This is a genomic window from Caldimonas mangrovi (assembly GCF_023721835.1).
Taxonomy (GTDB): Bacteria; Pseudomonadota; Gammaproteobacteria; order Burkholderiales; family Burkholderiaceae_C; genus Caldimonas; species Caldimonas mangrovi.
In genome coordinates, this window is sequence record NZ_JAMKFE010000009.1 from 1 (window position 1) to 23975 (window position 23975).

A 23975-nucleotide genomic window follows, 5' to 3' on the forward strand; every position below is an offset into this window, starting at 1 on the left:
TGCAGCGCTGCAGGTGGCCGACCACGCCTATGTGCTGGAAACCGGCCAGATCGCCCTGCACGGGCCCGCCGCCCAACTCGCCACCGACCCTCGCGTCGTCGAGACGTATCTGGGAGCCAGGCGCTGATGGGCTTGTCCTACCGTGCGCCGCTGCGCGACATGCGCTTCGTGATCGACGAAGTGCTGCAGGCCCCGGCGGGCTGGAGCCAACTGCCCGGGCTGACCGACCTCGATGCCAACACGGCTGCCCAGGTGCTCGAACAGGCCGCGGTGTTTGCGAGCGAGGTGCTGGCACCGACCAATGCCGACGGCGACCTGCACGGCTGCACCTGGAGCGACGGCCAGGTCGACACGCCGCCGGGATTTCGCGCCGCGTGGCGCGCCTTCGTCGACGCCGGATGGCCGGCGCTCGGCTGCGACCCGGACTGGGGCGGGCAGGGCCTGCCGCAGTTGCTCAACGTGGCGCTGTACGAGATGCTCAACGCCGCCAATCACGCATGGACGATGTACCCTGGCCTGGCGCACGGTGCCTACGAATGCCTGAAAGCCCATGCCAACGCCGAGCTGCAGCAGCGCTACCTGCCGAAGATCGTCAGCGGCGAGTGGCTGGCGACGATGTGCCTGACCGAATCGCATGCCGGCAGTGACCTCGGCCTGTTGCGCACGCGTGCACTGCCGCAGGCCGACGGCACGCTGCAGGTGAGCGGTACCAAGATCTTCATCTCCGGCGGCGCGCACGACCTGACCGACAACATCGTGCACCTGGTGCTGTGCCGCTTGCCCGATGCGCCCGCCGGCACCAAGGGGCTGTCGCTGGTGCTGGTACCCAGACTTCTGCCCGACGGCACGCCGAACAGGGTGCGCTGCAACGGCATCGAAAAGAAGATGGGCATCAAGGGCAGCGCGACCTGCACGATGAGCTTCGATGCCGCGACCGGCTGGTTGATCGGCGAACCGCACCGCGGCTTGGCGGCGATGTTCGTGATGATGAACGCTGCCAGGCTGCAGGTGGCCCTGCAAGGCCTGGGGCACCTGGAGATCGCCACGCAGAATGCGTTGCTGTACGCTCGCGAGCGGCGCCAGATGCGTGCGCCGCAACGCGCAAGCAGCGCGCACAACGAGCCGGCCGACCCGATCGCTGCGCATCCCGCGATGCGCCGCACGCTGTGGACGCTGCAAGCCTGGACCGAAGGCCAGCGCGTGCTGGCGTACTGGACGGCGCAATTGCTCGACGAGAGCGAGCGCCAGCCCGACCTTGCGCGCCGCGAGCGCGCCGCTGCGCTGCTGCCGTTGCTGACCCCCATCGTCAAGGCGATGTTCACCGAGCACGGCCACACCGGCGCCAGCATGGCGCTGCAAGTCTGGGGCGGGCACGGCTACATCCACGAGGTAGGCATCGAGCAACACGTGCGCGATGCGCGCATCGCCATGGTCTACGAGGGCACCAACGAGATCCAGGCGATCGACCTGCTGGTGCGCAAGCTGCTCCCGGCCGGCGGGCGGCCGCTCGACCTGCTGTGCGAGGCGCTCGACAGCGAAGCGGAGGCATCGGAGCAGGTGCCGGGCCTTGCCGCAGCTGCTGCCGTGCTGCAGACCGCCAGCGCGGGGTTGCGCGACGCCACCCGGGCGTTGGCCGTCGATGCGGCCGTCGAACCTGAACTGCCGTGGCGTCTGGCGGACGACTACCTGCGGGCGGCCGGCCTGGTGCTGCTCGGCTGGGCCTGGCTGCGCAGTGCCCGCGTCGCGACACCGCACCAGGACGACCCGTGGTACGCCCGCAAGCTGCAGTGCGCTCTCTTCGGTCTCGAATGGCTGCTGCCCGATGTCGACGCGCTGTTGCGGCGCATCATCTCGCGCCGTGCGGCATTGCCGCCGCTGCCGGACGCATGAGCATGCATGCGTATCCAGCGGTCTCGCTGCCGCCGGCAGACGCCGACTACACTGGCGACGCCATGTCGAACGCCAAACCCGACCCTGCCGCCCACGGGCTCGACCAGTCCAGCCTCAGCCACGTGCTGGGCTACCAGCTGGCCCAGGCCGATGTGCCGGTCAAGAAGATTTTTTTCAAGTACATCGGCCAGCCACTGCAGTTGCGCCCCGTCGAGTTCACGATCCTGATGCTGATCGCGAACAACGAGAACGTCACGCAGAAGCAGCTTTCACAGGCCTTGGCGGTGTCCGCTCCCAACATCACGATCCTGCTCGACCGGCTGGCCGAACGCGAACTCGTGACACGCGTGCGCAACGAAACCGATCGCCGCTCGCAACACGTGCTGCTGACCCGCAAGGGCGCGACGCTGGCACGCAAGGCACACGAAGTGTCGCTGACGATGGAGCAGGAGGTGCTCAAGCACCTGAGCGACGCAGAGCGCGGGATGCTGATCGAGCTGCTGCAGAAGGTGGCGCGTCACCGGCGCATCTGAAGCGACCAACGCCTGCTTGAGGGTGTGCGGTTTGCCCCCGCTTCCTTCGCGTATGCGTCCTGATAATGTTTTGATCAATAACTGATTTGGCCGCACGCCTCTTCGGTCCGGTCTTCTCGCGTCCGTGCCGGAAGTCGAAAAAGTACGGCTCCTATCGGGGAAAAATACCTCGCCACAGGGTCCCGGCACGGGTTAATCCGGAAGCCAGGCCTTGCTCCTCTGTTTGACACTTGATTAGTTGAAAGCACTAAATGAGTGAGACAAAGATGCAGCGACGTGTTTTTCTGGCGGGGGCCGCCGCCGCGGCGGTCGCGGCGTCGGCGGTTCGAGCGGCCGAGCCGGGTGTCACCGACGGCGAGATCCGCCTTGGTCACACGGGCGTTCTGAGTGGGCCGCTCGGCGTGCCGGTCAAGGTTTTCCTGTCAGGGGCGCAACTGGCCTTCGACGAGTTGAACGACCAGGGTGGCGTGGCCGGGCGCAAACTGCGCGTCATGTCGCTCGATGACGAACTGAAACCCGACAAGGCCGTCGCGAACTACCGCGCCCTGCTCGACGAACACCAGGTGTTTGCCTTCTTCGGCTGTGTCGGCTCGGGCACCACCGCGGCGGCGTCGACCGTGCTGCGCGAGAGCGGCGCGCCGCTGGTGTCGCCGTATGCCGTGGCCGACTCGGCGCGCGCGAAGACCGAGGGCGCGGCGTACTACACGCGCGCCACGCTGCGCCGGGAGGCCGAGGTGCTGGTGCAGCATCTGACGACGATCGGTTTGACGCGCATCGCAGTGGCCCACCTCGACAACCCGGGGGGTGCCGAGGTGCTGGCGTTGGTCAATGAAGCGCTGGGCCAGCACGGGCTGCGTACGCGCGCGTCTGCGGCCATTGCCGGCGATGGTCGCAATGCGGCCACCGCCGCCCGCACGCTGCTGGACGGCCAGCCGCAGGCGGTGATCATGTATCTCGGCGGCGCGCTCGGCGCTGAACTGATGAAGGCGGTCTGGACTGCCGGTGGCGTGACAAGCTTCTACGGCATGTCGATCGTGCCGGGCGAGGTGACCGCCAAGGTGCTCGGCGACAAGACCCGTGGCCTGGCGATTTCGCAGGTCACGCCGTACCCGTGGGGCGAGGTAGAGCCGCTGCTGCGCCGCTACCAGCGCACCGCGGCTGCATCGAAGGTGCCGGTCGGCTACCTGAGCCTCGAGGGCTATCTGGGAGGACAGGTGATGGTCGAAGCACTGAAGCGTTGCGGGCGCGACCTGACGCGCACGCGTCTGCATGGCGTGCTACGCAACCTCAAGTTGCGGCTGGCCGGGATGGACGTCGATTTCACGAGCGGACAAAGCAATGGCTCGCGCTTCGTCGAACTGGTGCAGGTGAGTTACGACGGGCGTTTCGTACGCTGATCTCGCCGGCCGCGGCGGCCTGACGTAGGAAATGCGCTGACAACCGGTCGGCTCGGGCGCTGACAGGATCGAACAGCCGATCCCCGTACGATGAGGATGTATCGCGCCGAACGCGAACAACGCGGAGGGCCACCGATACGCAACGCAGCAAAGCCGATCTTGCACCCGTGTTCCGGCCGCCGCATGCAGTTCAGCCCGTCACGGGCGGCCGCGGCCGGATACCGCAAGCTCATGGCATCTGATGTCTTTGCGTGTCGCGTGCTCCGCCTTCCTCCGGGGGACCCACCCACGGCTGCGCACTGTCGCTTCACGGCAGCGGTGCTCCGTGAAATCAACCGGTCTCCCGCGCCCCGCGGCGGCGTTCGGCGCGGTGCGCCTTTCATCGAGCCCGCAGGCCACATCATGTTCGATTCCGCACAAGACCGCATCCTCTACAGCCAGGCCGTCGACTACATCGAGCAAGGGCGCAGCGAGCTGGTGCCCCGAGAGTCGTTGGACGCCTATCTGCAATGCGGGCTGCTGCAACGCAGCGGCACGAAGCTGGAGCTGACCGAGACGGGCCGGCGCGAATACATGGTAGCCAAGAACGAGCGTTCGACCGACGGCTGATACCGGGCTCAGGTGCCCGCGGTCAGCAGCTCGGTGTAGACCTCGGCGCCGGGCATGCCTTTGAACGCCCGCAGCACGGTACCGCCAGAAGGCAGCGGCGCCCACCACAGGGCGGCGCCTCGCAGGTAATGCGACATCAGGTCGAGCGACAGCGTGTCGATGGCCGCACCGAGACTGGGCAACGCCAGCGCGCGGCTCTGCTGAAAGACATCGTTCCATTGCACGCTCAGCGTGTCGTCGAGCGATTGGCTCATGCCGGGCGCCGCCGGGGCTGCGGCGAGCAGCGATTCGAACTGCTCGTGCGTGAATTGCGTGTTGAGCACCTGCGGCAGGGCCTGCTGCACGTAGCCGTACCACGGCGCACCGGTCTGAAGTTCGCGCAGCAGGCCGCGGGCGTAGGGCACCTGCGTGTAGACGGTGAGCGGGAAGTAGCGGCCGACGCGGTCGACGCTCGACATCAGCACGCCGGCATAGGGTTCCTCGCCGCACACGCCTGGGAAAAAGGCGAAGTTCCACAACGGTGCACCGAGGTAGGCGTGCGCCCAGCCGTCCTGCAGCTGCGCCCGGCTGGCGGTCAGCGCGCGCTGCAGCCAGGCGTCGAGCATGCCGTTGAAGCGGTCGTTGCCGCGTCGGTGGGCAAAGTCACCGAAGGCCGGCAGCTTGCCGAACCAGGCGGGCGACGTGGCGCTTCCTGCGGTACCGCCGGGCGCCAGCCAATCGTCGAGGCCGCTCATAGCTTGCCGGGGCAGTTGAAGTTGGCCAGCTCGCCCATGCGGAACGGGTTCAGCACGCTGCTGGTTGTGACGTCGAACACCGCGCGGCGGCCGTCGACGCTGAAAATTGCGCGGAAGCGTTCGGGCTGTCCCGTGCTTTCGATCTGCACCTTGTCGAACATGCGGAACAGGGCCCAGGGCCCCTCGAACACGGCCCCGGAGCTGCCGGAGGCCGAAGGCGGCGACAGCTGGATGCGCACCTGACCGCGCCCGCCGGTGCCGGGCCACTGCACGGTCATCGGCACCGAGGGCCCATGGCCGTAGCGAACGATCTGGCCGTCGACGTCGAGAATGAACTGCGTGATGGTGGCATCCATCTCGACCGGTTTGAACTCCAGCCTCAGCCCGGCTGCATTGCCGCCCGCGCGGAAGAAGGTGTCGCGGATCGCCTGTGCGCGCTGGAACTGCACCAGCGCGGCCGAGTCGCGCGAACTGCCCATCTGGCCGCCGCCGACCTCGCGGAAGGACCACGGCCGCGTGGTCGTGTCGACGAAGGCGAGCAGATTGCGCTGGAAGAAGTCGTCCATCAGCCCGCCCGGCGAGAACAGGCGAGCGAAGTCGTCCTGTGTCACGTCGCGTCCGCTGGTGCGCGAGAACGGGTAGCGACCGTCGATGGCCTGACGGCAGAAGTCGGCGATGCCGACCTGCAGCTGGCTGCTGAGGTTGTCACGTGTCGCGCCCAGCGCCTGGCTGACGCCGGCGGTGACGACCTGGCTCATCAGTCCACGCGCCGGTTCCGGCACGCGGCCGGCCTCGGCACGCACCTTGTTCGGCACGTCGCTCTGCGGTGGAGCCCCACCGCCGCGCACCGCGGTCTCGGTCGCGGTCATCAGCGTGTAGAGTTCGTTGAGCAGTTGCAGCGAACCGTCGATCGGCGCTGGCTGGCCCTGCGCCGGGGCCAGCACGTAGCGGCGCAGCGGCTCGAAGCGGTCGTCGACGATGCTCTCGATCTTCTGCGGCTGCGCCGACGCACCGGGCTCGGGCCGATCGTTGCCGAGCAGGCGGGCCAGGCTTTCGCGGGTGTCCGAGACGCGGTCGCGCACCGTGCCGCCGGCCCGCTCGAGCGTGTTGCCGTCGATCTTTTCGCCCAGCGTCGTTTCCTTGACGATGCCACGCAGCAGCGGCGGCAGTGGCGAGTCGGGCGCCGACAGTGTGCGCACGAGCTGGATGGTGTCCTGCAGCGTGCCGCGATTGACCAGCTTGATGTCGTTGATGAAGAACTCCCAGACACGGGCGTAGTCCTCCAGGTACAGCCGGCGCACGTCGTTGATCAGGCGCGCAAGGCTCTGCTGGTCGCGCAGGTTGAACGTGCGTTGCTGTTCGGCAAGGCCCAGTACCCAGCCTTCTTCGTCGAACAACTGCCGCGCCACCTTGTCGGCCTGGCCCAGGAAGGCCTTGTGGTAGCCGTCGTAGGTGTACAGCCCAGGCACACCCTTGGTCAGCGGTGCGCCGCTGGCGCGCGTGAACACCAGGCCCGCCGCCGGCCCGGCGGCCTTGGTGATCTTGAACTCCTGGATGTCGGCGCCGACGCCGACGCGCTTCAGGCGGCTGTAGACGCGCTGGGCCAGCGACATGCGTTGCAGCGCCGCGCGCGACTGCTCGACCAGCGCCTTGTCCTGCGGCACGGGGGAGAGCACAACGCCGCGGTCGAGCAGCACATTGAGGTGCTGCTCCAGTTCGGCGCGCTGCTCGTTGTTGACCTCGCGCGGCAGGTTGGCCTCCCAGTCGGCCAGCACCAGGTCCTTCAGGTCGCCGGCAGAGTAGTGCTCGCTGTCGTAGAGCATCACGTAGGCCTTCAGCGCCTCGTACATCAGCTCGGGGTTGCGGCTTTGCGCGGAGCGCAGCAGGTCCTCGATGCGCCGGGCCACCTTGGGCAGCATGGCGTCGTCGAGCAGCCGCTGGTAGGCTGCGCGCGCCGCTGCGTCGATCTTCTCGCCCTGGAACAGGCCGAACTGCCAGCTGGTCGGTGCATCGAGTTCGGCAGTGACCGGATCGACCACTGCCAAGCGGCGCAGCTCGTTGAGCGCAGGCAGCAGTTGCACGACGTCGGCGCCCGTGCCGGGGTCGATCGCCTGCACGGTCTGCGCTGCAGGGGGGATGCGTTCCTCGACCTTGGCCAGGTATTGGCGATTGTTGATGTAGCTGAGACTCCAGGCGGCCAGCAGACCGACGCCGAGCAGCGCGATGGCGGCATATGCGGCGCGGTGCGCCCACGCGCGGCGGCGTTCCCATTTCAGGTTGGTGCCGGCGAGCTCGGACTCCTGGAAGATCACGTCTTTCAGCGTGCGCGTCAGGAAATAGCTGCGGCCGGTGGACTTCTGCGCGGGCAGCGCGCGCCGCTCGACCTTGAAGCTGCGCGCCAGGACGCCCATGATGCGGTCGATCGGCGAGTCTTCCTGAGTGCCGCTGGTGAAGTAGACGCCGCGCAGGATCATCGCCTCGTCGAACTTCGAGCCGGCGAAGGCGTTGACGAGGAACTCGCCGAGCACTTCGCGCACCGCCGTGAACTGTTGCGGGAAGCTGTAGACCAGGGCGCGGCGCTGCGGGTCGCGCTCGGCCTCGAGCCGTTCGAGCGAGCCTTCGAACAGGCGCTTGGACAGCGCCTCGAACTCGGTGCCGAAGGTCTTCGCCAGGCTTTCCTTCTCCAGTGCGGGTGCGTTGTCCAGGTAGGGCAGGGTGAAGCCCAGCACCTGCTCGCGCTCCTCCTTGCTCAGGTGATCGAAGTATTCGGTGAAGCCGGGCAGCAGGTCGGTCTTGGTCACCAGCAGGTAGATCGGAATGCGCACGCCGAGCTGCTTGTACAGTTCCTGGACGCGCTGGCGCACCGTTTGCGCATAGCGCTCGCGCTCGGGTGCGGGGTGCGACAGCATGTCCGAGACGCTGACGGTCACCAGCACGCCGTTGATCGGGCGGCGCGGGCGGTTGCGGCGCAGCAATTGCAGGAAGCCGCTCCAGGCGGTGGCATCATCTTGCTGGTTGCTGTCTTGGGTCGTGTAGCGGCCGGCGGTGTCGAGCAGGATGGCCTCGTTGGTGAACCACCAGTCGCAGTTGCGCGTGCCGCCGACGCCGCGGATGGCTTCCTTGCCGAATTTCTCGGCCAATGGGAACTCGAGCCCCGAATTGATCAACGCCGTGGTCTTGCCGGAGCCCGGGGCACCGATGATGATGTACCACGGCAGGTGGTAGAGGTAGCCGCGACCGAGCTTGTGGCCCAGGCCGGCCTTGCCGCCGAGCTGGGATTTCTTCAGCGTGTCGAGCGCTTCCTTGAACCTGCCTTCGATGACGGCCACTTCCTGCGCCCCGGCATTCGGTGCGGGAGTTTCGGCGGCCTGTTGCGCGAAGCCTTGCACCAGCTTCTCGCTGGCCTTGCGGGCGCGCCATGCCGACCAGATCTGCCTGCCGATCACGATCAAAGCGATGGCGAGGATCAGCCCCCCACGTGCCAGCGCACTGTCGAGCGGATGCCACTCGCCGATCGCGATCAGCGGGCCGACGATCCAGATGACGATGGCGAGCGCCATCAGGCCCAACGCCAGCATCACCCAGCGGTTGAAGATCAAGCCGAACAGCTTCTTCATGGTCTTTCCTCGACAGGCCAGTCTCAGCTGGCCTGGCTGACGAACACGGTGATCTCGACGCGCCGGTTCTTCGCGCGATTGGCGGGGGTGTCGTTCGGCGCGACCGGTTCGCTCTCGGCGCGGCCTTCGGCCAGCAGCCGATTGGTCTGCGTGACCTTGCGGGCCAACAGCGCGGCGACCGACTTGGCACGGTCCTGCGACAGGTGCCAGTTCGACGGGAAGCGCGGCGACCGGATCGGGACGTTGTCGGTGTGCCCGGTGATCAGCACGCGGCCCTGCACCGAGTTGACGGCATCGGCGATGCGCAGCATCAGCGGCTCACGCGCAGCGGCCAGGGCCGCGCTGCCCGGGTCGAACAGGCCGTCGCCGCGGATCGTCACGATGCTGCGATCGTCGAAATCGCGCACCTCGACCAGCCCTTGCTGGATCTCGGGGGCGAGGAACTGCGCCAGGCGTGGGCGTTGCGCCGGCGCCGGAGCGGGGACCTGGATCGGGCGGGCCTTGATGCCGGTGATCGCCGAGAAGAGCGGGTCGGAGTCGCGGTTCAGCGCGTAGCTGAAACCGGTGTAGCCGCCCACCAGCACGACAGCGACCACCGCGGTGAAGATCCACAGCGGCATCGCGGTCGACCATCTGCGCTTGGGCAGCACCGCAGGTGCCCAATGCTTGGCCAGCGCCGGCTCGAACACGCCGCGCTGACGGCGGATCAATTGCGCCAGGCGCTCGCGCAACACCTGCAGTTCGGTGCGGCCGTTCTCGACGACGCGATAGCGGCCTTCGAAACCGAGCGCGATGCACGTGTAGAGCAGTTCCAGCAGGTCGATGTTGTCGGCCGGGTTCTGTGCCAGGCGGGTCAGCAGCTGGAAGACCTTTTCGCCGCCCCATGCTTCGTTGTGGAACATCACCAGCAGGCTGTGACGGCCCCAGACACCTGAGCCGCCCCACGGCGTGCTGGCCGCGGTTTCGTCGAGCACCGTGCACAGGATGTAGCGTGCAGCGATGACCTTCTCGTTGGCGATACCGGCGCCGCGCGCGGTGTTCTCGAACTGGCGGATGCCCTGCGCGAGGTTGTCGCGCAGCCCGGCCACGTCGTGGTGGACGGTGATCGAGCGCATCTGCGCGATCATGTTCAACAGCGGGTTGGCGGCCGCAATCAGCGGGTTGAAGCCGCTCGGGTGATAGGCGATGTCCTGTGCTGCGTCGCGCGTGAAGCCGGTACCGGCCTGCGGCGCAGCCGCGGGCCGCGCGCCGGGCGTCGGCATCACGAAGGTCTGGCCGGAGTCAAAGCCTGCAAAGGGGTCGTTGGATGGGCTCATGTCGAGGCACCTCGGGTGGCAGCGGGCGGGGGCGGGAGGGCGGTGCGTTCAGCCGGGCGGCGTCAGCGCTCCCGGATGGCCCAGAACTCAAGTTGCAGACCGGGGAACTCGCCGCCGATGTGCATCGCCATCGCGCCGGACTTCTTCAGCTGTTCCCACAGGTCGCCGTGGCGTTCAAGTTCGAAGTAGTGGAAGCCCGCGTGATAGGGAATCTCGCGCGGCGCCACCGGCAGCCCGCGCAGGCTGATGCCGGGCAGTTGCAGATTAACGAGGTCGCGGATCTTGTCGACCGGGCCGAGCTTGACCTGGGTCGGGAAGCGCGTGCGCAACTGCTCCCCCGGCAACTGCGCGTTGACGGCGAGCACCAGGTTCGCCGTGGCCAGCAGGTCGAGATCGGCGAAGGCCGCCGTGCGCACGCCGTACTTGCGGTCGATCAGCTCGATGGGGATCGCGCGCTGCTCGAGCACGGTGCCGAGCAGCGCGCGCAACTCGGCGACGACTTCGCCGAAGCAGCGTTCGAGGTCCTCGTGCACGTAGTCGGGCATCGGTCGGGGGCGACGCGTCGGGCTGCCGAACACCGCCAGGTCGCCGGCGGCCTCGAGGCAGGTTCGGTACAGCAGTTCCGGATGCACCAGATACAGGCGCGACAGGTGTGCGAACAGCGGCTCGTAGCGGTTGACGCTCTGCAGCATCAGGAAGTCGGCGATCTCGGCGACGCCGCCTGCGCCGGGCTTGCCCATGCGCGATGCGAGTGCTTCGCTGCGCTGTGACATCAGCGCCAGGATCTCGCGGGCATAGCCGGCCAGCTTGGGCTGCCCCGCGATCGACAGCATCGGCGGGATGTAGTTGCGGTCGACCATCAACTGGTGGTCGGCCTTGCGTTCGACGATGCGCACCACGCCGGCGGCCTGATAGGCTTGTGTCGCGTCGCGCTGCAGCATCAACCGCGCGTTGAGGTCGCCGACCTGGATGTCGGCCGGGCTGTCGGCATCGCTGGAGCTGTCGGGCGCCTGCAGGTCGCGCGCGTGATAGCGCAGCAGCGCTGCGTCGCCTTCGCTGTCGTAGCCGGATTCCTGCACGCCCGGGCGGCGGCTCGGCACCGCGAGTACGATCACCGCGTCCTTGGCGTCGGCGGGGACGTCGAAGGCGGGGGGCAGGGGGTCGAGCGCCGGTGCATCGATAGGGGTGCCGTCAGGCAGCACGCCGCGCACCTTGAGCAATTGCACCCGACCGAGCATCAGGCTCGCGTCGTCGAGTTCCAGTTCGACCCAGCCCCAGCGGTAGGCGGCGCTGCTGGACACGCGCTGCTCGACCCAGCGTTCGATGTGGCGGTCCTGCTGTTGAAAGTGCTGGGGCTGGAGGAACATGCCCTCCGTCCACACGACACGACGAAAGCTCGACATGTATCCGGTCCCGGTGTTGGTTGAACTGCGGTGTAGACCCGTGGCCTTTACTTCGGGGTCGTCGAGGCCTCGACGGCGCGTGCCCCGGCGGTGATCTTCACGACCTGGGACTTACCCGGACTCAGGGCGGTGACCGCACGCCAGCGCGAGCGTTCGAGGTCGCGGTACGCGGCCAGCACGGCGATGAAGCGCGTATCGGGTTTCGCTTCTCGTTTCAGCGACAGCGTCTGGCCCGGCTGCAGCACGAACTCGTCGCGCGTGTTCATGTCGGCGGCCAGTGTCTCGCGGTCCTTGTCGAACAGCGAGAAGAAGTCGGCTGACTCGAAGGTTGCCGGCGTCTTCAATTCATAAATGCGCACCATCACCGGCGACGGGCGGTTGCGGCTGTCAGGGTTCACAGTGGCGTCGCCGGTCAACTGGATATCCACTGACGTGGGTTTCGGGCCGCTTGCGCAGCCCCACAGCACGGCGGCGCACGCCACGAAAAGGATCCAGTTCAAAGGGCCCGGTCGTTGTCGCATGTTGAGGTGTCCCGTTCAGGCAGCTGGTGGTTGTGTATCGGCATCGGGCGGCTGGAAGTCATCGGGTCGACCCGGGCACCGCTCTTGGCCGCACGATTATGGGTCGCGCAGGAGGCGGAAGAAAGCTTTGGGTGGAGCGAACACCAAGAACTAGGGGGACGCGCGCCGCGCAGTGCCGTGCCATGGGGCGCCATGACGTGGCAGGGTGCAGGGGCGTCTGCAACGCGGGAGGCTTCCGTGCTGCGGGCACTTCGACATAGGGGCAGACCCCGATCCCTAACCCTTGGGGTGGCGGCATCATCAGCGCGCTCCTAGACTGCCCGCAATTCAACGAATGGCGCGTCCATGCGCCTTGCCGAGGTTTCTTCGTGATCGATGTCGATGCCCTGCTGGCTCCCGTGTCCGAGACCGCACCCTGCGGTGAAGATCTCGAATACGACGCCCAATTCATGGCGCTGGAGCAAGCTGCGCGCGGCAAGGCCGAGCAGCAGTTCGGCGACACCGTGGTGGCCGCCGAAGAGCCCGACTGGGGCCGCGTGGTCGATGCGGCGACCGAGTTGATGGGTCGCACCAAGGATTTGCGCGTCGCCACCTACCTGGCGCGCGGCCTGGCCCGCACTGCGGGGCCCGCAGGTCTCGGGCGCGGCCTTCAGTTGCTGCTCGGCCTGTGCGAAGCCTACTGGGACTCGGTCTATCCGCAACTCGATCCCGACGACAACTTCGATCCCGTGATGCGCATGAACGCGCTGGCGCCGCTGGCCCACCCTGAGGCAGGGTTGAGGGAGCTGCGCGAGGCGCCCTGCGTGCGCACCCGCGGCGGCAGCATCGCCGTCAAGCAGATCGAATACGCGTTGTCGATGGCCGAGGCGCCGGCCGGACAGACCGTGCCGTCCGAAACCGAAATCCTGGCAGCCTTCCGCGAGGCGGCCGACACCGACCCGGGCTTCGTCGAGGGCATCCGCCTGGCGAGCCAGCAGGCCAACGCGCTGCAGAGCTGGCTGAACGAACGTGTCGGCTCTGACCAGGCGGTCGACCTGCGCCCCTTGCGCGTCATCCTGACGGCGATCACCAAGCTGGTCGACCAGGTGGCGGCCGTGGCCGACGCGGCCGTCGCGTCGGGCGAAGGTGAGGCTGTCGAAGGCGGGGGGGCAGGCGCGGTGCGCGTCGTCACGGCCGGCGAGCTGCGCTCGCGTGAAGACGTGGTGCGTGCGCTCGACCGCATGATCGAGTTCCTCGAGCGCAACGAGCCGACCAATCCTGCGCCTTTGCTGTTGCGCCGCGCGCAGCGGCTGATGACGATGAGCTTCCTCGAGATCATCGAGGACATGACGCCCGACGGCGTCGGCACGGTGCGCAACCTGGCCGGCATCCGCGAGTAACCCTCAACCGACCCTAAGCGATTTCCAGAAACGGACCGCGCGGCTGCGCTCGGTACCGCCCGCCAACCCAAGGAGAACACCATGGCCACCAGCAGCCAGAAATTCATTGCCAGGAACCGTGCGCCGCGCGTCCAGATTGAGTACGACGTGGAGCTGTATGGCGCCGAAAAGAAGGTGCAACTGCCTTTCGTGATGGGCGTGCTGTCCGACCTGACCGGCAAGCCGAGCGAGCCGCTGCCGCCGGTGGCCGATCGCAAGTTCCTCGAGGTCGACGTCGACAACTTCGACTCGCGCATGAAGTCGATGAAGCCGCGCGTGGCTTTCCAGGTGCCGAACACGCTGACGGGCGAGGGCAACATCAGCGTCGACATCACCTTCGAGAGCATGGACGACTTCTCCCCGGCGGCTGTCGCCAAGAAGGTCGACGCGCTGAGCAAGCTGCTCGAAGCGCGCCAGCAGCTCGCCAACCTGGTGACCTACATGGACGGCAAGACCGGTGCCGAAGAGCTGATCGCCAAGGTGCTGAACGACCCGGCCCTGCTGCAGTCGCTCGCGGCGAACAAGAAACCCGAAGAAGGCGGCGCTGCCTGAAGCGGCGGCTGATTGACTCAGGAGAACTCCATGGCCGAGACCCAACAGCAAACCCAACTCGAGGGCGTCACCCTCGAAGGCAACGAACTCGCGTCGCTGCTGCAAAAGGAATTCAAGCCCAAGACCGATGAAGCGAAGTCCGCCGTCGAGCAGGCGGTGCAGACGCTGGCCGCACAGGCGCTGTCGCAGACCAAGCTGATCGGCAGTGATGTCGTCAAGTCGATCGAAGCGATGGTCGCCGAGATCGACAAGAAGCTGTCCGAGCAGATCAACCTGATCCTGCACAACGAAGACTTCCAGAAGCTGGAAGGTGCGTGGCGTGGCCTGCACTACATGGTCAACAACACCGAGACTGACGAGCACCTGAAGATCCGGGTGATGAACATCTCCAAGCAGGATCTCGGCAAGACGCTCAAGCGCTACAAGGGCACTTCCTGGGACCAGAGCCCGGTGTTCAAGCGCGTCTATGAAGAGGAATACGGCCAGTTCGGCGGCGAGCCGTTCGGCTGCATGGTCGGCGACTACTACTTCGACCACAGCCCGCCCGACGTGGAGCTGCTCGGCGAGATGGCGAAGGTCTGCGCTGCCGCGCACATGCCGTTCATCAGCGGCGCGTCACCGACGACGATGCAGATGGGCACCTGGCAGGAACTGGCCAACCCGCGCGACCTGACCAAGATCTTCACGACGCCCGAGTACGCCGCCTGGCGTTCGCTGCGCGAGTCCGACGACGCGCGCTACATCGGGCTGGCGATGCCGCGCTTCCTGTCGCGCCTGCCGTATGGTTCGCGTACCAACCCGGTCGAGGAGTTCGACTTCGAGGAAGACACCGGGTCGGCCGACCACAACAAGTACACCTGGGCCAACGCGGCGTATGCGATGGCCACGAACATCAATCGCTCGTTCAAGGAATTCGGCTGGTGCTCGCGCATCCGCGGCATCGAGTCCGGCGGCGCGGTCGAGGGCCTGCCTGCGCACACCTTCCCGACCGACGACGGCGGCGTGGACATGAAGTGCCCGACCGAGATCGCGATCTCCGACCGGCGCGAAGCCGAGCTCGCCAAGAACGGCTTCATGCCGCTGGTGCACCGCAAGAACAGCGACTTCGCGGCCTTCATCGGCGCGCAATCGCTGCAGAAGCCGGCCGAGTACGACGACCCGGACGCAACCGCGAACGCCAACCTGGCCGCGCGGCTGCCCTATCTGTTCGCCACCTGCCGTTTCGCGCACTACCTGAAGTGCATCGTGCGCGACAAGATCGGCTCCTTCAAGGAGCGCGACGACATGCAGGTCTGGCTGCAGAACTGGATCATGCAATACGTGGATGGTGACCCGGCGCACTCGTCCGAGTCGACCAAGGCCCGCAAGCCGCTCGCAGCGGCCGAGGTGGTGGTCGAAGAGGTCGAGGGCAACCCGGGTTACTACACCTCGAAGTTCTTCCTGCGACCGCACTACCAGCTTGAAGGCCTGACCGTGTCCCTGCGGCTGGTGTCCAAGCTGCCGTCAGTCAAGGGGGCGTAAGCCCGAACCGCGGCTTATCAACGAAACGGCCGGCTCTTCATCATCTTCATGAGCCGGCCGAGGCGCAGTAGTAGTTTTTTCAACGTCAACGCAAAAGGAGCGCGACATGGCTGTAGATATGTTTCTGAAACTGGACGACGTCAAGGGCGAGTCCGTCGATTCCAAGCACAAGGGCGAGGTCGACGTGCTGGCCTGGAGCTGGGGCATGTCCCAGTCCGGCACCACGCACGTGGGCGGTGGGGGCGGCGCCGGCAAGGTGTCGGTGCAGGACATCTCCCTGACCAAGTACGTCGACAAGTCGTCGCCGGTGCTGATGCTGTCGTGCTGCAACGGCAAGCACTTCAAGGAAGCGGTGCTGGTCGTGCGCAAGGCCGGCGAGAAGCCGCTGGAATACATCAAGATCACGATGAAGGAAGTGATCGTCTCCAACATCAGCACGGGCGGCTCGGGTGGCGAAGACCGTCTGACCGAAAACGTGACGCTGAACTTCGCCGAGTTCAAGATCGAGTACGTGCCGCAGAAGCCGGACGGCTCGGGCGACGCGGCCGTCGAAGCGGCCTGGAACATCGCCGAGAACGTCAAGGTCTGACGTTTCATCCGCGAATGGCGCTGTGGGCCCTGCGGGGCCTGTAGCGCTTTCGGCCCTCACCGCTCCTTGGCCCGGTGGTCCCGTGCGGGACCACCGAGTCGGTGAGGCACTCCACGTCCGGGGCATTGCGCTCCGAACCTTCCTGACGGAAAGCCAGCCATGTCTCACGGTGACATGTTTCTCAAGGTCGAGGGCACACGCTCCGGCAGCATCAAGGGCGAGGCCAACGACCAGTCGCACCGCGAAGAAATCGACGTCGCCGGCTGGTCCTGGGGCATGCGGTCGGCCAGCGCGATGGGCGGCGCCGGGGCGGCTGCGAAAACGACGGTCGAGTCACTGCTGCTGACCAAGGAAGTGGATTCCGCGTCCACCGCGCTGATGTCGGTGATGCGGAACAACGAACTGCTCAAAAAGGCCGTTTTGTCGGTGCGCAAGGCCGGCGGCCTGCCGATCGACTTTCTCATCATCACGCTCGAGAACGCCCGCATCACGTCCTATGACGTCGGCACGCAGGCGGACGGCAGCGAGAAGCTGCTCGAAAGACTCACGTTCTCGTTCCAGAAGATCAACGTCGAATACGTCGCCCAGGACGAGAAGGGCCTGAAGAAGGGCGGCATGAACTTCGCTGCCGAGGTGAATTGATGACGGTCGGCTCACCCCGTACCGCCTTCGGCGGTGCCCTTCAAAGGGGCCACACCGGTGGCCCGGCGAAGCCGGTTCCACGGTGTTCACTTGGTTCTGTACGTTGCCTGCATGGCGGGTTGCGCATCTTTCGCAGGAGCCTTTGACATGTCTGCCGCTTTGCCCTCCGAAGACCATCTGCGCATGGGCGATCCCGTGCAGGCGCTGAAAGCCCTGCAGGACGAAGTGCGCGCCAAGCCCGCCGATGCCAAGAAGCGCATCTTCCTGTTCCAGCTGCTGTGCGTGCTGGGGCAATGGGAGCGGGCCCTCAACCAATTGAATGTGGCCGCGACGCTCGACGTTGCGGCGCTGGCGATGGCGCAGACCTATCGCGAGGCGATCCAGTGCGAACTGTTGCGCGCCGAGGTATTTGCCGGGCGCAAGGTGCCGATGCTGTTCGGCCAGCCCGAGCCGTGGATCGCGCTGCTGATCGAGGCCCTGCTGCGCGAAGGCCAGGGTGCGGCTTCGGAAGCGCGCAGCTTGCGCGACCAGGCGTTCGAGCAGGCGCCGGCCGGCACCGGCCGACTCGGCGGCCAGCCTTTCGAATGGATCGCCGATGCCGACATGCGCCTGGGGCCGGTGCTCGAGGTCATCATCAACGGCAAGTATTACTGGGTGCCGTTCGCACGCCTGGCCAAGCTGACCGTCGAGGAACCGGAAGACCTGCGTGACGCCGTGTGGATGCCGGCGCACCTGCAGTTCGAGAACGGCGGTGAAACCGTCGGCCTGATCCCGACGCGTTATCCCGGCAGCGAGGCCAGCGGCGACGGCCTGGTGGCCCTGTCGCGCAAGACCACGTGGAGCGAGCCTTCACAAGGTTTTTATGTCGGCCTGGGTCAGCGGGTGCTGACCATCGACACCGGTGACGTCTCGCTGATGGATGTGCGCACCATCGAATGGGACCCCGCGCCGCCGTCGGAAGACGACGCCGGCGACGATGCGAGCGCCGGGTAAAGCGTGGCCGAACTGACGCCCCAGGAGCGCCTGCAGCCGGCCCTGCTCGACCGGCTGATGGACGACGACCCGTCGAAGACCGCCGAGACGCGCGAGCAGCGCGTGCTCAGCAAGAACAAGCTGCGCGAGGCGGTGCTGCGTGACCTGGCCTGGCTGTTCAACACCACCAAGCTGTCCGGCCACGTCGAATGGGACAGCCTGCCGTACGCGAGCCGGTCCGTCATTAACTTCGGCCTGCCAGCGCTGTCCGGGGAGACCGCCTCCACGCTCGACGTCGTCAATCTCGAGGCTGAGGTCAAGCGTGCGATTCTCGACTTCGAGCCGCGCATCATGGCCTCGACGCTGAAGGTCGAGGCGATCGTCTCCGAACTGCAGATGGACCACCACAACGTCGTGAGCCTGCGCATCTCGGGCAACCTGTGGGCACAACCGGTGCCGTTCGAGCTGCTGCTGCGCACCGAGGTCGATCTGGAAACCGGGCAGGTCGAGATCCAGGAACTGAAGGGCTGAGCTCACCGATGGATCCCCGCCTGCTTCGCTACTACAACCAGGAACTCCAGCATCTGCGCGAAATGGGCGCCGAGTTCGGGAAGTCCTTCCCGAAGATCGCTGCGCGACTCGGCATCGACGGCATCGAGGTCGCCGACCCCTATGTCGAGCGCCTGCTCGAAGGCTTCGCCTTCCTCGCGTCGCGGGTGCAGTTGAAGATCGACGCCGAGTTTCCGCGCTTCACGCAGCGCTTGCTCGAGATCGTCTACCCGAATTACCTGGCGCCGATGCCGGCCATGCTGATGGCGCAGTTCCGGCCCGACCTGAACGACGGCAACCTGGCGCGCGGCTTCAAGATCGCACGCAGCAGCATGATGCGCAGCCAGCTCGGCAAGGGCGACGAAACGCCGTGCCAGTTCCGTACCGCGCAGGACGTCACGCTGTGGCCCATCGAGGTCGTCTCGGCGTCGTACTTCTCGTACGCGCCCGACCTGCCGCTCAACCAGCTGCCGATCGGCCGCCGCGTGAAAGGCGGCGTGCGGTTGAAGCTGCGCTCCACGGCCGGACTCAACTTCCACCAGCTCGCACTCGACAAGCTGCGCGTCCACCTTGCAGGCGGCGACGAGGTGGCCTACAAGCTCTACGAGCTGTTGCTCGGCAGTGCGCTCGGTGTGCTGGTGGTGCCGCCGCAGCGACCGATTCCGTGGCAGCAGTTCCTGGGGCCCGACAGCGTCGCACCCGTGGGCTTCAGCGACGAAGAGGCCCTGCTGCCGGTCGGCCTGCGCAACTTCCAGGGCTATCGGCTGCTGCAGGAGTACTACGCTTTCCCGCAGCGCTTCCTGATGTTCGATGTCGACGGGCTGCGCCCCGCGCTACAGCGCCACACGGGCAACGAGATCGAGATCGTGGTGCTGCTGGAACGCGGTGACGCGACGCTGGAGAACGTCGTCGACGCCGGCAACTTCGCGTTGAACTGCTCACCGGCCATCAACCTGTTCGAGCGCCGCTGCGACCGCATTCACATCAGCGACAACCATCACGACTATCACGTGGTGCCCGACCGCACCAAGCCGATGGATTTCGAGGTCTACGACGTCACGGCGGTCACCGGCTACGGTGTGGGCGCCGACAGCGAGCACCGCTTCCTGCCGTTTTATGCCGCCTTCCATCAGGAAGGGCACGGCCATGGGGCCTACTACAGCCTGCAGCGCGAGCCGCGGCTGCTGTCGGCCGAGCAGAAGCGCCGCGGCGCACGTTCCAGCTACGTCGGCAGCGAGGTCTACGTCTCACTGGTCGACCCCAAGGAGGCGCCTTTCAGCGAAGACCTGCGCCAGCTCGCCGTGACCGCGTTGTGCACCAACCGCGACCTGCCGCTGCACATGCCGCTGGGCCTGGGCAAGACCGACTTCGTGCTCGATATGGCGGCGCCGGTCGAATCGGTGCGTGTGGTCAAGGGGCCCTCGAGGCCGTACTCGGCGATCCGCGACGGCTCGGCCAGCTGGAAGTTCATCAACCAGCTGTCGCTGAACTACCTCTCGCTGCTGGACACCGACGAGCGTGAGGGCGCCGCTGCCTTGCGCGACCTGCTGGTGCTGTACGCGCAAAGCGCCGACGCCAGCCTCGTGAAGCAGATCGACGGGCTGCGCTCGGTGCGCACCCAACCGACCGTGCGCCGCTTTCCGGTGCCGGGGCCGATAGCGTTCGCCCGCGGCATCGAAATCGAACTCGAAGTCGACGAGTTCGCCTTCCAGGGCGCCAGTGCCTTCCTGTTCGGTGCGGTGCTCGCGAGCTTCTTCTCGCGCTACGTGTCGATCAATTCCTTCGTCGAAACCTCGTTGCGCTCCAGTGGTCGCGGCGAGTTGATGCGCTGGGTGCCGAGATGCGGAAGCCGGGCGATCCTGTGAAGCTCTGGCAGTCGCTCGCGCACGAGCCGTATCGCCACGACTTCTTCTGGGCGATGCGGCGCATCGAGTGCCACTTCCGCGACAAGCCGCGACTCGGCACGGCATTGCGGCCGATCGACGAGCCACTGCGCCTGGGCCAGGAACCGGCACTCGATTTCGCCCCGGCGTCGCTGTCCGGCTTCAAGCTGCCGACGGCCCAATCGCCGGCACGCATGGAAGTGCGCTTTTTCGGGCTGTTCGGGCCCAACGGGCCGCTACCGCTGCACCTGACCGACCATGCGCGCGAACGCATCCTGCACCATGGCGACCGCAGCTTCGCGCGCTTTGCCGACGTGTTTCATCACCGCTTGCTGCTGCTGTTCTACCGGGCGTGGGCCCAGGCGCAGCCGACCGTGGGGCTGGACCGCCCGGAAGACGATCGTTTCTCCAGCTACGTCGGCTCGCTGTTCGGCCTGGGCACGTCCCCGTTGCGCCGTCGCGATGCGCTGCCTGACAACGCCAAGCTGCACCATGCCGGTCTGCTGGTGCGGCAGACGCGCAATGCGGATGGCCTGGAGGCGCTGCTGCAGGGCTACTTCGGCATCCGCGCCCGCGTTGAACCCTTCGTCGGCCACTGGATGGCATTGCCGACCCGACAGCGCACGCGGTTGCAACGCGAACCCCATGCCGGCAAACAGCTCGGCGTGGGCGCCGTGTTGGGCAAGCGCGTGTGGGACCGCCAGCACAAGTTCCGCATCCACTTCGGCCCGCTGACGTTCGAGCAGTATCTCGACTTTCTGCCGCAGGGCCGCGCCCTCGAGCCGCTGACCGCGGCGGTGCGCCAGTACATCGGCTTCGAACTCGACTGGGACGTGCGCCTCGTGTTGCGCGCCGTCGAGGTGCCTCGCGCGCGGCTCGGTCGCCACAGTCGCCTGGGCTGGACGTCCTGGGCCGGCAAGCGGCGCGACGACAGCGACGCGCAAGCGCTGACGATCAACCCTGAACACATGCGGCGCATGTGCCGCACGGCGGCCCCCGCGGCCGCCGCAAACGACGTGGGTGCCGCGGCTGCCGCCGTGGCGGCCTGAAAGACCGCAAGGAGAGAACCATGAGTGAAATCAGCCGCGTGGCTTTGTTCGGCAAGCTCAACAGCGTGGCCTACAAGGCCGTCGAGGGTGCCACTGTCTTCTGCAAACTGCGGGGCAACCCGTACGTCGAGCTGGAGCATTGGGTCGCGCAGATCGTGCAGGCGCAGGACAGCGACTGGCACCGCATCATCCAGCACTACGCACTCGACGTGTCGGTGCTGGCCAAGGACATCACCGCGGCGCTCGATCGCCTGCCGCGCGGCGCGACGTCCATCTCAGACCTGTCGGACCACATCACGAACGCGGTGGAGCGCGGCTGGGTATACGGCTCGCTCAAATACGGCGAGTCCCAGGTGCGCACCGGCCACATCCTGGTCGGCCTGCTGAAGACCTCCTTCCTGCGCAACGCGTTGCTGGCGATCTCGCGCCAGTTCGAGCGCATCCGCCCGGACGACCTGACCGAGGACTTCGAGAAGATCGTCGCCGGCTCGCCGGAAGACGGCCTCGCGCCGACCGACGGATCGTCGATGGCCGGCGCGACGCCGGGTGAGGCCAGCGGTGCGATGCCCGCTGCGCAGATGGGCAAGCAGGAGGCCCTGAAACGCTACACGGTCGACCTGACCGAGCAGGCCCGCTCGGGCAAGATGGACCCGATCGTCGGCCGCGACGACGAGATCCGCCAGGTGGTCGACATCCTGATGCGTCGCCGCCAGAACAATCCCATCCTGGTCGGCGAGGCCGGCGTCGGCAAGACGGCCGTGGTCGAGGGCTTTGCGCAGCGCATCGTGCGCGGTGACGTGCCGCCGGCCCTGAAGGACGTGGAGCTGCGCGCGCTCGACGTCGGCCTGCTGCAGGCCGGTGCCAGCATGAAGGGCGAGTTCGAGCAGCGCCTGCGCTCGGTGATCGAGGAGGTGCAGGCCAGCCCCAAGCCCATCATCCTGTTCGTCGACGAAACCCATACGCTGGTCGGTGCTGGCGGCCAGGCCGGCACCGGCGACGCAGCCAACCTGCTGAAGCCGGCACTCGCGCGCGGCACGCTGCGCACCGTGGGTGCCACCACCTGGGCCGAATACAAGAAGTACATCGAGAAAGACCCGGCGCTGACCCGTCGTTTCCAGAACGTGCAAGTCGACGAGCCGGACGAGCGGCGCGCGATCCTGATGATGCGCGGTGTCGCCTCGACCATGGAAAAGCACCACAAGGTGCAGATCCTCGACGAAGCGCTCGAAGCTTCGGTGAAGCTGTCGCACCGCTACATCCCAGCGCGTCAGTTGCCGGACAAGTCGGTCAGCCTGCTGGACACCGCCTGTGCCCGCGTCGCCGTCAGCCTGCACGCGACGCCGGCCGAGGTGGACGACAGCCAACGGCGCATCGAGTCGCTGGAAACCGAGCTCGGCATCATCTCGCGTGAACAGACCATCGGCATCGACACCGCAGCGCGCCAGGCCGAATGCCAGGCCGCGCTGGCGGCGGAGCGCGAGCGCCTCGCGGGCCTGACGCAGCGCTGGGAAGCCGAGAAAGGGCTGGTCGATCGGCTGCTGTCGCTGCGTGCCAAGCTGCGTGCCGGTGCCCAGCCGGTCGAAGGCACCGGCAGTGCACTCGAAGCCTCGGCCGAACCCGCCGCCGTCTCGCCGCTGAGCGACGCCGAGCGGGCCGGCCTGCTCGAGGAGCTGAAGTCGGTGCAGACGCAGCTGACCGAGCTGCAGGGCGAGAGCCCGCTGATCCTGCCCACGGTGGACTACCAGGCGGTCGCGAGCGTCGTCGCCGACTGGACCGGCATCCCGGTCGGCCGCATGGCGCGCAACGAAATCGAGACGGTGCTGAACCTGCCGAAGATGCTCGGCCAGCGCGTGATCGGGCAGGACCACGCGATGGAGATGATCGCCAAGCGCATCCAGACCACCCGCGCCGGCCTCGACAATCCGAACAAGCCGATCGGCGTGTTCATGCTGGCCGGCACGTCCGGCGTCGGCAAGACCGAGACCGCGCTGGCGTTGGCCGAGGCGCTGTATGGCGGTGAGCAGAACCTGGTCACGATCAACATGAGCGAGTTCCAGGAGGCGCACACCGTCTCGACGCTGAAGGGCGCCCCTCCGGGCTACGTCGGCTACGGCGAGGGCGGCGTGCTGACCGAAGCGGTGCGGCGCAAGCCCTACAGCGTGGTGTTGCTCGACGAGGTCGAGAAGGCCCACCCTGATGTGCACGAGATGTTCTTCCAGGTGTTCGACAAGGGCTTCATGGAAGACGGTGAAGGCCGCTTCATCGACTTCAAGAACACGCTGATCCTGCTGACCACCAATGCCGGCACCGACCTGATTGCGGGCATGTGCAAGGACCCTGACCTGATGCCTGAACCCGAAGGGCTGGCGAAGGCGTTGCGCGAGCCGTTGCTGAAGATCTTCCCACCTGCGTTGCTGGGCCGGCTGGTGACGATTCCGTACTACCCGTTGTCCGACGAGATGCTGGGCCGCATCGTCAAGCTGCAGCTCGGGCGCATCAAGAAGCGCATCGAGGAACGCCACAAGGTGCCGTTCGACTACAGCGACGACGTGATCGAGCTGGTGGTCTCGCGTTGCACCGAAAGCGAATCCGGCGGCCGCATGATCGACGCCATTCTGACCAACACCATGCTGCCCGACCTGTCGCGCGAGTTCCTGAACGCGATGATGGAAGGCCGGCAGATGTCGCAGGTCAAGGTGTCGGTCCAAGACGGCCAGTTCGCCTACAGCTTCTGAGGGGAGCCAATGATCGTCGGCGACAGGGGCACACCCTGTTCGCCT

19 protein-coding genes and 1 pseudogene are annotated in these 23975 nt (G+C 66.8%); 15 read left to right on the forward strand and 5 right to left on the reverse strand.

Annotation, left to right across the window (positions count from 1 at the left end; translation table 11 throughout):
• The 5 genes and pseudogenes from M8A51_RS15305 to M8A51_RS15325 all read left to right on the forward strand — a co-directional run.
• Positions 1–127, forward strand: a pseudogene (locus M8A51_RS15305) (ABC transporter ATP-binding protein); the annotation flags it as partial.
• A complete protein-coding gene (locus tag M8A51_RS15310) occupies positions 127–1890 on the forward strand; it encodes an acyl-CoA dehydrogenase family protein (protein WP_251779344.1) in 1764 nt (587 codons plus the stop codon). The pseudogene M8A51_RS15305 and the gene M8A51_RS15310, both read left to right, overlap by 1 nt.
• Positions 1887–2423 (forward strand): MarR family winged helix-turn-helix transcriptional regulator, encoded by a 537-nt coding sequence (locus M8A51_RS15315; RefSeq protein WP_251779345.1) that lies wholly within the window; start codon positions 1887–1889, stop codon positions 2421–2423. Before M8A51_RS15310 ends, M8A51_RS15315 begins: the two co-directional genes overlap by 4 nt.
• Before the next feature lie 266 nt (positions 2424–2689).
• A complete protein-coding gene (locus tag M8A51_RS15320) occupies positions 2690–3820 on the forward strand; it encodes an ABC transporter substrate-binding protein (RefSeq protein ID WP_251779346.1) in 1131 nt (376 codons plus the stop codon).
• Positions 3821–4222: 402 nt separating this feature from the next.
• Entirely contained in the window at positions 4223–4429 is a 207-nt protein-coding gene (locus tag M8A51_RS15325; RefSeq protein WP_251779347.1) for a hypothetical protein, read from the forward strand.
• Positions 4430–4437: 8 nt separating this feature from the next.
• Here the strand turns inward: M8A51_RS15325 and tagF are convergent, their stop codons facing one another.
• The 5 genes from tagF to tssJ form a co-directional block, all read right to left on the reverse strand.
• Entirely contained in the window at positions 4438–5163 is a 726-nt protein-coding gene (tagF, locus tag M8A51_RS15330; protein WP_251779348.1) for a type VI secretion system-associated protein TagF, read from the reverse strand.
• On the reverse strand, positions 5160–8780 hold the full coding sequence (gene tssM, locus M8A51_RS15335) for a type VI secretion system membrane subunit TssM (protein ID WP_251779349.1): 3621 nt from the start codon (positions 8778–8780) through the stop codon (positions 5160–5162). The genes tagF and tssM overlap by 4 nt, the downstream gene beginning before the upstream one ends.
• A 23-nt stretch (positions 8781–8803) precedes the next feature.
• A complete protein-coding gene (locus M8A51_RS15340) occupies positions 8804–10096 on the reverse strand; it encodes a DotU family type VI secretion system protein (RefSeq protein ID WP_251779350.1) in 1293 nt (430 codons plus the stop codon).
• Positions 10097–10158: 62 nt separating this feature from the next.
• Positions 10159–11499, reverse strand: a complete 1341-nt coding sequence (tssK, locus tag M8A51_RS15345) for a type VI secretion system baseplate subunit TssK (protein WP_259372020.1) — start codon at positions 11497–11499, stop codon at positions 10159–10161.
• 47 nt (positions 11500–11546) lie between these two features.
• Positions 11547–11999 (reverse strand): type VI secretion system lipoprotein TssJ, encoded by a 453-nt coding sequence (tssJ, locus tag M8A51_RS15350; RefSeq protein ID WP_251779352.1) that lies wholly within the window; start codon positions 11997–11999, stop codon positions 11547–11549.
• A 389-nt stretch (positions 12000–12388) separates the two neighbouring features.
• Between tssJ and tssA the strand changes: the two genes are divergently transcribed.
• The 10 genes from tssA to tssH all read left to right on the forward strand — a co-directional run bounded on the left by tssA (position 12389) and on the right by tssH (position 23930).
• Positions 12389–13399, forward strand: a complete 1011-nt coding sequence (gene tssA / locus M8A51_RS15355) for a type VI secretion system protein TssA (protein WP_251779353.1) — start codon at positions 12389–12391, stop codon at positions 13397–13399.
• 81 nt (positions 13400–13480) lie between these two features.
• Complete coding sequence (gene tssB / locus M8A51_RS15360; RefSeq protein ID WP_251779354.1) at positions 13481–13990, forward strand: type VI secretion system contractile sheath small subunit; 510 nt, start codon at positions 13481–13483, stop codon at positions 13988–13990.
• Between the two features lie 30 nt (positions 13991–14020).
• Complete coding sequence (gene tssC, locus M8A51_RS15365; RefSeq protein ID WP_251779355.1) at positions 14021–15511, forward strand: type VI secretion system contractile sheath large subunit; 1491 nt, start codon at positions 14021–14023, stop codon at positions 15509–15511.
• A 106-nt stretch (positions 15512–15617) separates the two neighbouring features.
• Complete coding sequence (locus M8A51_RS15370) at positions 15618–16100, forward strand: Hcp family type VI secretion system effector (protein ID WP_251779356.1); 483 nt, start codon at positions 15618–15620, stop codon at positions 16098–16100.
• 159 nt (positions 16101–16259) lie between these two features.
• Positions 16260–16742 carry an Hcp family type VI secretion system effector gene (locus tag M8A51_RS15375; RefSeq protein WP_251779357.1) on the forward strand — a complete coding sequence of 161 codons (483 nt, stop codon included), beginning with the start codon at positions 16260–16262 and terminating at the stop codon, positions 16740–16742.
• A 147-nt stretch (positions 16743–16889) separates the two neighbouring features.
• Positions 16890–17735 carry a type VI secretion system accessory protein TagJ gene (locus tag M8A51_RS15380; RefSeq protein WP_251779358.1) on the forward strand — a complete coding sequence of 282 codons (846 nt, stop codon included), beginning with the start codon at positions 16890–16892 and terminating at the stop codon, positions 17733–17735.
• Between the two features lie 3 nt (positions 17736–17738).
• On the forward strand, positions 17739–18245 hold the full coding sequence (gene tssE, locus M8A51_RS15385; RefSeq protein ID WP_251779359.1) for a type VI secretion system baseplate subunit TssE: 507 nt from the start codon (positions 17739–17741) through the stop codon (positions 18243–18245).
• Between the two features lie 8 nt (positions 18246–18253).
• Positions 18254–20128 (forward strand): type VI secretion system baseplate subunit TssF, encoded by a 1875-nt coding sequence (gene tssF / locus M8A51_RS15390; RefSeq protein WP_251779360.1) that lies wholly within the window; start codon positions 18254–18256, stop codon positions 20126–20128.
• A complete protein-coding gene (gene tssG, locus M8A51_RS15395) occupies positions 20125–21195 on the forward strand; it encodes a type VI secretion system baseplate subunit TssG (protein WP_251779361.1) in 1071 nt (356 codons plus the stop codon). The genes tssF and tssG overlap by 4 nt, the downstream gene beginning before the upstream one ends.
• Positions 21196–21215: 20 nt before the next feature.
• Positions 21216–23930, forward strand: a complete 2715-nt coding sequence (tssH, locus tag M8A51_RS15400; protein WP_251779362.1) for a type VI secretion system ATPase TssH — start codon at positions 21216–21218, stop codon at positions 23928–23930.
• Positions 23931–23975 lie beyond the last annotated feature (45 nt).

Excerpts from the sequence above, each read along its gene's own strand:
- M8A51_RS15310 (WP_251779344.1), top strand. The coding sequence starts at position 127 with ATGGGCTTGTCCTACCGTGCGCCGCTGCGCGACATGCGCTTCGTGATC.
- M8A51_RS15315 (WP_251779345.1), top strand. The coding sequence starts at position 1,887 with ATGAGCATGCATGCGTATCCAGCGGTCTCGCTGCCGCCGGCAGACGCC.
- M8A51_RS15320 (WP_251779346.1), top strand. The coding sequence starts at position 2,690 with ATGCAGCGACGTGTTTTTCTGGCGGGGGCCGCCGCCGCGGCGGTCGCG.
- M8A51_RS15325 (WP_251779347.1), top strand. The coding sequence starts at position 4,223 with ATGTTCGATTCCGCACAAGACCGCATCCTCTACAGCCAGGCCGTCGAC.
- tagF (WP_251779348.1), bottom strand. The coding sequence starts at position 5,163 with ATGAGCGGCCTCGACGATTGGCTGGCGCCCGGCGGTACCGCAGGAAGC.
- tssM (WP_251779349.1), bottom strand. The coding sequence starts at position 8,780 with ATGAAGAAGCTGTTCGGCTTGATCTTCAACCGCTGGGTGATGCTGGCG.
- M8A51_RS15340 (WP_251779350.1), bottom strand. The coding sequence starts at position 10,096 with ATGAGCCCATCCAACGACCCCTTTGCAGGCTTTGACTCCGGCCAGACC.
- tssK (WP_259372020.1), bottom strand. The coding sequence starts at position 11,499 with ATGTCGAGCTTTCGTCGTGTCGTGTGGACGGAGGGCATGTTCCTCCAG.
- tssB (WP_251779354.1), top strand. The coding sequence starts at position 13,481 with ATGGCCACCAGCAGCCAGAAATTCATTGCCAGGAACCGTGCGCCGCGC.
- tssC (WP_251779355.1), top strand. The coding sequence starts at position 14,021 with ATGGCCGAGACCCAACAGCAAACCCAACTCGAGGGCGTCACCCTCGAA.
- M8A51_RS15370 (WP_251779356.1), top strand. The coding sequence starts at position 15,618 with ATGGCTGTAGATATGTTTCTGAAACTGGACGACGTCAAGGGCGAGTCC.
- M8A51_RS15375 (WP_251779357.1), top strand. The coding sequence starts at position 16,260 with ATGTCTCACGGTGACATGTTTCTCAAGGTCGAGGGCACACGCTCCGGC.
- M8A51_RS15380 (WP_251779358.1), top strand. The coding sequence starts at position 16,890 with ATGTCTGCCGCTTTGCCCTCCGAAGACCATCTGCGCATGGGCGATCCC.
- tssF (WP_251779360.1), top strand. The coding sequence starts at position 18,254 with ATGGATCCCCGCCTGCTTCGCTACTACAACCAGGAACTCCAGCATCTG.
- tssH (WP_251779362.1), top strand. The coding sequence starts at position 21,216 with ATGAGTGAAATCAGCCGCGTGGCTTTGTTCGGCAAGCTCAACAGCGTG.